Origin of the sequence: Streptomyces sp. NPDC001744 (genome assembly GCF_042892575.1) — a bacterium.
Lineage (GTDB): Bacteria > Actinomycetota > Actinomycetes > Streptomycetales > Streptomycetaceae > Streptomyces.
Genome location: NZ_JBIAUG010000015.1, coordinates 177,343 through 185,792, shown reverse-complemented (window position 1 = coordinate 185,792; position 8,450 = coordinate 177,343). Strand labels below are relative to the sequence as shown.

The 8,450-nt window shown below is 74.7% G+C and carries 8 protein-coding genes; 3 read left to right on the top strand and 5 right to left on the bottom strand.

All coding sequences use genetic code 11. The annotated features are described in order from the left end of the window. Nucleotides 1–69: 69 nt before the first annotated feature. The gene (locus tag ACFYZY_RS19630; protein ID WP_388695563.1) at nucleotides 70–414 is read right to left on the bottom strand and encodes an ATP-binding protein; all 345 of its coding nucleotides are present in this window, start codon (nucleotides 412–414) and stop codon (nucleotides 70–72) included. A gap of 393 nt (nucleotides 415–807) precedes the next feature. Between ACFYZY_RS19630 and ACFYZY_RS19625 the strand changes: the two genes are divergently transcribed. Continuing rightward, the gene (locus ACFYZY_RS19625) at nucleotides 808–1,206 is read left to right on the top strand and encodes an ATP-binding protein (protein ID WP_388695560.1); all 399 of its coding nucleotides are present in this window, start codon (nucleotides 808–810) and stop codon (nucleotides 1,204–1,206) included. Nucleotides 1,207–1,424: 218 nt separating this feature from the next. Next, nucleotides 1,425–2,465 carry an NAD-dependent epimerase/dehydratase family protein gene (locus ACFYZY_RS19620; protein ID WP_388695557.1) on the top strand — a complete coding sequence of 347 codons (1,041 nt, stop codon included), beginning with the start codon at nucleotides 1,425–1,427 and terminating at the stop codon, nucleotides 2,463–2,465. Between the two features lie 51 nt (nucleotides 2,466–2,516). Here the strand turns inward: ACFYZY_RS19620 and ACFYZY_RS19615 are convergent, their stop codons facing one another. Continuing rightward, nucleotides 2,517–3,017, bottom strand: a complete 501-nt coding sequence (locus tag ACFYZY_RS19615) for a hemerythrin domain-containing protein (protein WP_388695555.1) — start codon at nucleotides 3,015–3,017, stop codon at nucleotides 2,517–2,519. Between the two features lie 163 nt (nucleotides 3,018–3,180). Further along, nucleotides 3,181–4,245 carry a C45 family autoproteolytic acyltransferase/hydolase gene (locus ACFYZY_RS19610; protein ID WP_388695552.1) on the bottom strand — a complete coding sequence of 355 codons (1,065 nt, stop codon included), beginning with the start codon at nucleotides 4,243–4,245 and terminating at the stop codon, nucleotides 3,181–3,183. Nucleotides 4,246–4,438: 193 nt separating this feature from the next. Here ACFYZY_RS19610 and ACFYZY_RS19605 point away from each other — a divergent pair, with 193 nt between their 5' ends. After that, on the top strand, nucleotides 4,439–5,431 hold the full coding sequence (locus ACFYZY_RS19605; protein WP_388695550.1) for a LacI family DNA-binding transcriptional regulator: 993 nt from the start codon (nucleotides 4,439–4,441) through the stop codon (nucleotides 5,429–5,431). Between the two features lie 106 nt (nucleotides 5,432–5,537). Here the strand turns inward: ACFYZY_RS19605 and ACFYZY_RS19600 are convergent, their stop codons facing one another. Together ACFYZY_RS19600 and ACFYZY_RS19595 are read right to left on the bottom strand one after the other, a co-directional pair. Next, a complete protein-coding gene (locus tag ACFYZY_RS19600; RefSeq protein ID WP_388695547.1) occupies nucleotides 5,538–7,163 on the bottom strand; it encodes an FAD-dependent oxidoreductase in 1,626 nt (541 codons plus the stop codon). 283 nt (nucleotides 7,164–7,446) lie between these two features. Continuing rightward, nucleotides 7,447–8,409 (bottom strand): diiron oxygenase, encoded by a 963-nt coding sequence (locus ACFYZY_RS19595; RefSeq protein WP_388695545.1) that lies wholly within the window; start codon nucleotides 8,407–8,409, stop codon nucleotides 7,447–7,449. Nucleotides 8,410–8,450 lie beyond the last annotated feature (41 nt).

Genomic DNA, 8,450 nt, shown 5'->3' with positions numbered 1-8,450 from the left:
TCGGCCTCTCCCAAATGCAAGTCTCCCGACTCCTCACCCGCATCCTCAAAGACCTCAAAACCGCCCTCCTCACCGACACCCCCACGGACCACTGACCTCCAGCCACACCACCTTCCCGGCCCGCCCCGAACCCCTCTCCTCGCACCCCCAGGCCCCCGCCAGCCGGTCGAAGACCATCAGCCCGTGTCCGCCCGGCAGCGCGGGTGAACGCCGCTCCTGGGCGCGCGGCGGTTCGGAGTTCCCGTCCGCCACCTCCACCCGCAGCCGCCCCGGACCGTGCCGCAGCACGAACTCCTCCGGCCCCCCCGCGTGCAGGCAGGCGTTCGTCACCGCCTCCGAGACGAGCAGCAGGACGTCCTCCACCCGTTCCCGCTCCGCGTCGTTCCTCGCCGGAATCCATCCCCAGTCCGCCAACGCTTCGGCGGTGAAATCCCGGCAACGCGTCACTACGCCCCGCACCCCGCGCACCCTCAGCCTCCGCACCTGGACTCCTCCTCCGCCGTCAGCCATGGCCCTGTCGGGACTCGGGCCCTTCGTTCCCCGGATCTACGTTCTGCATGGATTTCACCGTTCCTCTCACGCTTTCCGCTCTTTTACATCTTTCCGAGAACAGTGGCCGCATTCCTGTGAGTCAGGAGGTTGCGGAAGGGATTCGGGACACGGGACGGGACGCGGAGCACCGCCCCCGCGCGGACGGGGGCGGAAAGCCGGCGGCCGGGGTTTCCCGGCCGTCTCGGCGGGGTTCGGCACGGGCGGCCGGGGCACCCGCAGCGTATGAACGGTCACCCCGTACACCCCGTACATCCCGTGGCCACCGACGCCCACCGGTACGCGCTGGCGGAGGAACCCGGGCTGGCGGGAACGTGCCGGGACCTCACGCGGCAGGCGCTGGGCGAGTGGTTCGCCGCCGCCGGGCAGGTCGCCGTCGGGGACGCCCTGCTCCTGGTCTCCGAAGTCGTCACCAACGCGTTGACCCACGGCGGCGTGCCGTACGAGCTGCGGCTCGGCCGCGCCGGGGGGCGCCTGTCGGTCCAGGTCAGCGACACGAGTCCGGTGCGCCCCCTCCCCCGCGGCCCCCACTCCCCGAGCCGTGCCTCGGGACACGGTCTGCACCTCCTCGAACGGCTGGCGGCCGCCTGGGGGTGCGTACCGCGCGACGGGGGCAAGACCGTCTGGTTCGAGGTGGAGATGCTGCCCGGGACCTGACGGGCACGGCGTTTACGGCGTACCCGGCGCGGTCACTCGCAGGGCGTGGTCCGTTCCGCCCCCGAGCCGGCGGCGCGACGGCCCCGGTTTCCCACCCGTTTCCCGCGATCGGACAGCGTCATGAACCTCTTCCGTGCCGGTGCGCCGTGCCGCCCCCTCCCCTCGCCCGCCCCGGTCCGCCACCCCGTCCGGCGTGCCACGGCGGAGAGGAGGGCGTCATGAGGGTCGTCGTCACCGGGGCCACCGGCAACGTCGGTACGAGCGTGGTCCGCGCCCTCGACCGCGACCCCCGGGTCACGGACGTCCTCGGCGTCGCCCGGCGCGTGCCCGCGCTCCGGATCGGCGGCGTGCGCTGGGCGGCGGCGGACGTGGACCCCGGGGGCCCCGATCTGGCCGGGCTGTTCGCGGGAGCGGACGCCGTGGTGCACCTGGCCTGGAAGTTCCGGCCCACCCGCGACCCGGTCGAGACCTGGCGGACCAACGTCCTGGGCAGCGTCAGGGTCTTCGAGGCGTGTGCCCGGGCGGGGGTGGAGGCCCTCGTGTACGCCTCCTCGGTCGGCGCCTACTCCCCCGGCCCCTCCCACGGGCGCCCCGTCGACGAGACGTGGCCCACCCACGGCTGGCCCGGCGCCGTGTACACCCGGGAGAAGGCGTACCTGGAGCGCTACCTCGACGGCTTCCAGCTCGCCCACCCCGGTCTGCGGGTCGTACGGATGAGGCCGGCCTTCCTGTTCAAGGAGGGGGCCGCGAGCGAGCAGCGCCGCATCTTCGCCGGTCCCCTGCTGCCGTGGCGCGCCGTGCGGCCGGGGGTGCTTCCGGTGCTGCCCTCCGTCAAGGGGCTGCGCTTCCAGGCCCTGCACACCGACGACGCGGCCGAGGCGTACCGGGCGGCTGTGGTGCGGCCGGTGCGCGGGTCCTTCAACCTGGCGGCCGATCCGGTGCTCGACACCGGTGTGATGGCCCGGCTCCTGGAGGCCCGTACCGTCCCGGTGCCCGCGGCGGCGGCCCGTGCCGCGCTCGCCGCCGCCTGGCACCTGCGTCTCGTGCCCGCGGACCCCGGCCTGTTCGACGCGGTCGTGCGGCTGCCCCTGCTCGACTCCGGGCGGGCCCGCGAGGAGCTGGGCTGGGTGCCGGAGCGGAGCTCCGAGGAGGCGGTCGGCGAGTTCCTGGAAGGTCTCGGCCGGGGCGCCGGTATCGGTACCCCGCCCCTGGCCGGCGACGCGGCGCCCACGGGGGCCGACGGCGGCGCGGGGAGATGAGCCGTGCCCCGTGGACGGTCCCGGCGGGCCGTCCACGGGGCACGGCCCGGGTCACCCGCCCACGACCCGGCGCACGTTCTCCACCCGGCCGCAGTCCGAGGCGAGCTGCCGGGCGCGCTCCTTCAGGAACGCGCCGCCCAGTTCGGCCCTGCGCTCGTCGGGGACGGTCTCCCGGGCGTCGTTGAGGATCGTGCGCTCCTCCTCGTCCATGTGGTGGGTGACCGCCCCGACCAGTTCCTCCAGGCGCTCGTCCCACTCGTCGGAGCCGATGTCGTCCACTCCGAGGAGGGCGAGGAGCGCCTTGTTGCCCTCGTCGTGCTCCTCGACGCCGTGGTCCACCTCGTCGTTGTCGACGTCCTTGAAGCGCTTGAGCGCTCCGTAGACCTCGGCCTCCTCGGCCTCGCCGTGCGCGATGAGCAGGGCCGAGAACTCCTTCAGCGCGGCGGCCCGGTCGGCTTCGACGCTCCGCATCCGGCGGAACAGGTCCTCCATCGTGCGGTGGTCCTCCAGAATGGCCGCGACCACGTCCTGGTTCTCCTTGCTGCCCGCCATCGTGCTGTCTCCTCCTCGGCTCGTCCTCCCGCCGCGTCGCGCGCGGCGGCAGTGCGCCTGGTACCCCTGGCCGGGAGAACCAATCGCGCCCGCCCCGGTGGTCGGGCCGCCGTGGTGTCGGGGTCCTCTCCGCCGCGCGGTCCCCGCGCCGAGCCGGGCGGCCTCAGAAGCGCGCGAGCCCCTTCGCCCCGGCCTCGTGCGGGGGGCCGGCCAGGTGGTCCAGGGCGCAGTGGGTGACGTCGAGGCCGATGGTGAGCAGGGTGCCCCACTGCTCGTGCGGCGGCCTGCCCTCGTCGGGGCGCATGCAGACGACGGCGTCGGCCCCGGCGCTGCCGCACAGGGCCTCGGCCCGCCCGGCGGGGGACAGGCCCGGCATCGCGGCGCGCACTTCGCGCAGGTGGGCGAAGCGTTCCGCCGTCATCGAGTCGGCCGGGCCGGCCTCCCCCGCCGCGAGACCGGGGTCGAGGAAGTGGTTGGTGTGCAGCAGCCAGCCGTCCTCGTCCGCCGGGACCACCGCGAGGCCCGCGGGGGAGAGTTCCAGGCTGGCGGCCGAGGAGTCGGCGGTGACCACGGTCAGCGAGGTCGACGCGCCGACCCGGGCCGTCGAGGCGATCTCGACGGCCCGGTCGAGGGTGTCGGCCTCGTCGAGGATGCGCCGGGCGACCGCGTGCACGGGGACGCCGCCGCTGCCGGAGTCGGACGTGTGGAAGAGGATGTTGAAGTGCACGCCCAGGCCGGCGCTGTTGACGCCGATCTTGCCGGGGGCGCCGAACTCCGTGAAGAGCTTCACCGTGCGGCCCTCGGCCGGCGTCAGCTCGTGCAGCAGCGCGCCGGGGACGAGCCGGTCGTGCCAGTCCCAGGTCTGCACGGTCTGCGGGGCGGCCCCGGCGGGGGCGAAGACCGCCGTCGAGCACTCGCCCCCGCCGGGCGCGGGGCATCCGGCCAGGACTTCGGTGCGGGCGCCGACGGCGGCGACCTTCCAGCGCGCGGTCCCGGCCGCGTCGGCGCAGGCGTCCGACTCCTCGGCCAGGCCCGGCGCCCAGGCGCGCAGGGCCTCGTGGCTCCGCTCCGCGACGGCGCGGACCTGCTCCCCGGTCAGGCCGAGGGCGGCGAAGTGCTCCAGGTACAGCTCCGCGACGCCCCGGACGCTGTCGCCGAACCGGGTGCCGACCAGGGTTCCGCGCTCGTGGGGGTCGGTCGTCCGGGTCGTGAGGGTGTGCAGGTCCACGGGTGTTCCTCCGAAGGCGGGACGCCGGACTCGGGAACGTCCGGCGGAGTCGCTCACGAACGGTGAGCGGTGCGCTTCAAGCTAGGAACGTAAAACGTTTTATGCAATGCTTCGGAAAACTCTTCGGGAACCATCGGTTTCGGCCGGGGCGGGCGGCACGGTGACGCGGTCACGGGGCATCACGATCAAGGACGTGGCGCGCAGGGCGGGGGTCTCCATCACCGCCGTCTCGCACGCGCTCAACGACAAGGGCACCCTGAGCGCGGCCACGCGCGCGCACATCCGCGCCGTCGCCGACGGGATGGGGTACGAGGCCGACGCCCTGGCGCGCGGTCTGCGCCGCTCCACGATGGGAGCGGTGGGGCTGGTGCTGCGTTCCCTCGACGCCCTGGGCGACTACGCGCCCGCCGGCGTGGACGTCTTCGAGCGGTTCGTGGGCACCGCCGCCTCGCAGGCCCTGGCCCGGGGCCTGAGCCTCATGCTGGTGCCCGACCTGACGCGGACGCCGGTGCCGCCGCTCGCCTTCTCCCTGGACGGGTACATCGTCACCAACCCGCACGTGGACGATCCGGTCGTCGCCCGCCTGGAGGAGCGCGGCATCCCGTACGTGACCTACGGGCGTCCGCCGGGGCGTCCGGACTTCGTCCACTGGGTCTCGGAGGACGACGCGGCCTCGGCCCGCCGGGTCCTGGCCCACCTGGAGGCCGGCGGGGCCCGCACCGTCGCCCTGGTGCGCGGCACCGACCCGAACGCCTGGAACCTGGACCACCAGGACGTCTACCTGGACTGGTGCGCCGGGCGCGGCAGCACGCCCCGGCTGTACGAGCTGCCCGAACGCGCGGGCGTCGAGGGCGGGGCGGAGCTCGCCGGGCGGATCGTGGAGGACGGCGTGCCCGACGCGGTCTTCTGCCTCACCGGACGGCACGCGGCCGGTGTCCAGCGCGGTCTGCTGGCGCGGGGCGTCCGGGTGCCCGGGGACACCATGGTGGCCGCGGGCTCGGACTCCGAGCACGCCCGCGCCGCCCGTCCCGCCGTCTCGGCGCTCGCGCTGAACCCGGTGGAGAGTTCGGCGGCGCTGCTCGACGTCCTCCAGGCCCTGATCGCGGGCCGGGAGACGGTCGCGCCCCGTCTCACGAGGGCCCGTTTCCGTCCCCGGGCGTCGACGCGGCGGCGGCCCCCGGCGTGAGGCCCCGGGCGGCCTCCGCTCCGGGAGGAGGCCGCCGGACCGCCGGGCGCGGGCGGCCCGTCGCGGTGGAGGGGAAGGAGCCTTCCGGCCGGGCGGCGGCGCCGGTTCAGACGGTGACGGGACGGCCGTCCCGCGACGCGCCGCGCGCGGCGGCCAGCAGGTCGTCCCGGGCGACGAGCTTGACGCGCGGGCGACCCTGGGCGCGGCCCGCGGCGCGTTCGGCGCCGTCGATCGCCCGCCAGCCGTCGAGGTCGACGGCGTCCGGGCGGGCCGCGGCGGCCGGCGTGCCGGCGGGGGCGGTCAGCCGGCCGGCGTCGAGGTCGTCGAGGAGGGCGGAGACGGTCTCCCCCGCGCAGGACTTGTTGGTGCCGATGAAGCCGGTGGGACCGCGTTTGATCCAGCCGGTCACGTAGACGCCCGGCTCGACCCGGCCCCGCTCGTGGGGCACCGTGCCGCTCCCCGCGTCGAACGGCAGGCCGGGGACCGGCTCGGCGCGGTAGCCGACCGCGCGCAGGACCAGCGACGCGTCGAGGGTCTCGGTGTCGTCGGTGGGGACGGCCCGCACGGTGCCGTCGTCGGCGCGGCGCAGCTCGTTCCTCACGACGGTCAGGCCGGTCACCCGGTCGTCGCCCTCGATGCGCGCCGGGCTCGCCAGGAAGCGCAGGACGATGCGGCGGCGACCCGGGACGGGGGTGCGGGCGGCGAGTTCGGCGAGGACCGCCGTCTTGGGCGTGGCGTCCGCCGGTACGTCCGCCGGCCAGCCCTCCACGAGGACGTCCACGCCGTCGAGGGCGGCGAGCGCGATCAGTTCGGGCAGGGTGAACGCGGCCTCGGCCGGTCCCCTGCGGCCGAGCACGACGACTTCCCGGACGCGGGCGGCGCGCAGGGCGGTCAGGGCCCGGTCGGAGATGTCGGTGCGCGCGAGGGCGTCGGGGTCGGCGGTCAGGACGCGGGCCACGTCCAGGGCCACGTTGCCGTTGCCGACGACGACGGCCCGTTCGCCGTCCAGGCGGGGGGCGGCGCCGGCGTGGTCGGGGTGGCCGTTGTACCAGGCGACGAAGTCGGTGGCGGAGACGCTGCCGGGCAGGTCCTCGCCGTCGATGCCGAGCCGCCGGTCCGCGGCCGCGCCCACGGCGTAGATCACGGCGTGGTGGTCGCGGACCAGGTCCTCGTGGCGCAGGTCGTGGCCGACGCGGGTGTTGAGGCGGTAGGCGAAGCCGGGCTGGCTCTCGATGGTCCGGAAGAGTTCGGTGACCCGCTTGGTGTCCTGGTGGTCGGGCGCCACTCCCGCCCGCACCAGGCCGTACGGGGTGGGGAGCCGGTCGTACACGGTCACGCTCACGCCGGGGTGCCGCAGCAGTTCGTCGGCCGCGAAGAGGCCGGCCGGTCCGGCGCCGACCACGGCCACCCTCAGGCCGTCCGTCGCCGCCCGGCGCTGCGGGGGCACGAGGAACATGGGCGTGCGGTCCGCGTGCGGGGCGGAGTCGTAGTAGGCCCGGTTGAGTTCGAGGAACGGGAGTTCCGCCTCGGCGAGGGCGGTGTGCGGCTTGAGCGCGTCCACCGGGCAGGCCGTCGTGCAGGCGCCGCAGTCGACGCAGGTGCGGGGGTCGACGTAGAGCATGTCGGTCTGTCCGAAGCCCGGTTCGCCGGGGGCGGGGTGGATGCAGTTGACCGGACAGGCCATGACGCACGACGCGTCGGCGCAGCACGACCGGGTGACGACGTAGGGCATGAGGGGAGGGTTCTCCGTTCACGTGCACGGAACAGGTGGGCGGCCCGCGGCCGGTGCGCCGGAGCGGGCCGGAGCACTGCCGGGGCGTACGGGCCGGGCGGACGCGACGGGCCGGGCGGACGCGGCCGGGGCGGGGACGGCGTACGGGCCCGGTGGCGCGCGGCGCCCGGACCGGACCGGACCGGGACGGGACGGGACGGGACGGGACGGGACGGGACGGCGCGCGGACCGGACCGGCGCGCGGACCGGGTCCGCGCGCCGTCCCTCGTCGGGCGGGTGCGGTTCAGGCGGTCCTAGGGGCCGGTTCGCCCCGGTAGCGGGACGGGCGGCCGTCGATGCGCAGCGCCCGCCACACCTTCCGGGAGGTCCGGTTCATCAGGCCGATGTCCTCGGCGAGCATCCGCACGTCGGAGAAGAGGTCGCGGAGCATCTTCTCGCCCTCGGGGGACTTCCAGAAGATGTCCTTGATCACCCAGTGGGGGACACCGATCCTCTCGGCGGTCTTCCGGTCGGGGGCCATGATGACGTCGCCGAGCACCCGCATGATCACCGGGAAGGACACCGAGAGGGCGCCCTTGCGGAACCTGCCGTAGCCGGGGACCTTGACGCGGAGGAACTCGTGGGCGAAGGAGATGTGGCGGGCCTCCTCGGCGACGTGGATCTGCATGAGCCGCCGCATCAGCGGGTGGATGTCCTCGCCGCCGCGCAGGATCGCCTTCTGGAGGTGGTCGATGGGCTCCTCGCCGGCGAGGATGCCGGTGAAGAACGCCTCCGGTATCAGGGAGCCGGCCAGCGGCAGGAAGCGGCTGACCACCCGGAAGGAGCGCCTGCCGCCGGGCACGTCGGCGCCCGCGCGGTTCACGAACTCCTGGAACATCTGGGTGTGGTGGCACTCCTCCGTCGCCTCGTGGGTGAGGTAGCGGAACTCCGGGTTCTGGTTGGGCAGCGAGAAGAGGTAGTCCATCACCCCGCGGATGAGGACGTTCTCGAACTGCATGCCCACCTTGACGATGTTGGCGTACCGCCACAGGCCGATCCTCGTCCGGACCTCCAGCGGCTGCGCCCGGTACCACGGGTGCCCGCCCAGCGGGTCGGCGGCCGGGAGGACCCAGCGGGGGTCCTTCGGGTCGATGGCGAACTCGGGGTTGTCCCAGTCGATGTCGGTGAAGGCGTCGAAGTGGATGTGCACCGACGCCTCGGACAGGGTCCGGAGCCTTTCGTGGTAGCTCTCCTGGCTGGTGGTCATCGTCGTCCTCGGTCTCTCGCGATCTGCTGTCCGGAGGGGTG

Excerpts from the sequence above, each read along its gene's own strand:
- ACFYZY_RS19620 (WP_388695557.1), top strand. The coding sequence starts at position 1,425 with ATGAGGGTCGTCGTCACCGGGGCCACCGGCAACGTCGGTACGAGCGTG.
- ACFYZY_RS19595 (WP_388695545.1), bottom strand. The coding sequence starts at position 8,409 with ATGACCACCAGCCAGGAGAGCTACCACGAAAGGCTCCGGACCCTGTCC.
- ACFYZY_RS19615 (WP_388695555.1), bottom strand. The coding sequence starts at position 3,017 with ATGGCGGGCAGCAAGGAGAACCAGGACGTGGTCGCGGCCATTCTGGAG.
- ACFYZY_RS19600 (WP_388695547.1), bottom strand. The coding sequence starts at position 7,163 with ATGCCCTACGTCGTCACCCGGTCGTGCTGCGCCGACGCGTCGTGCGTC.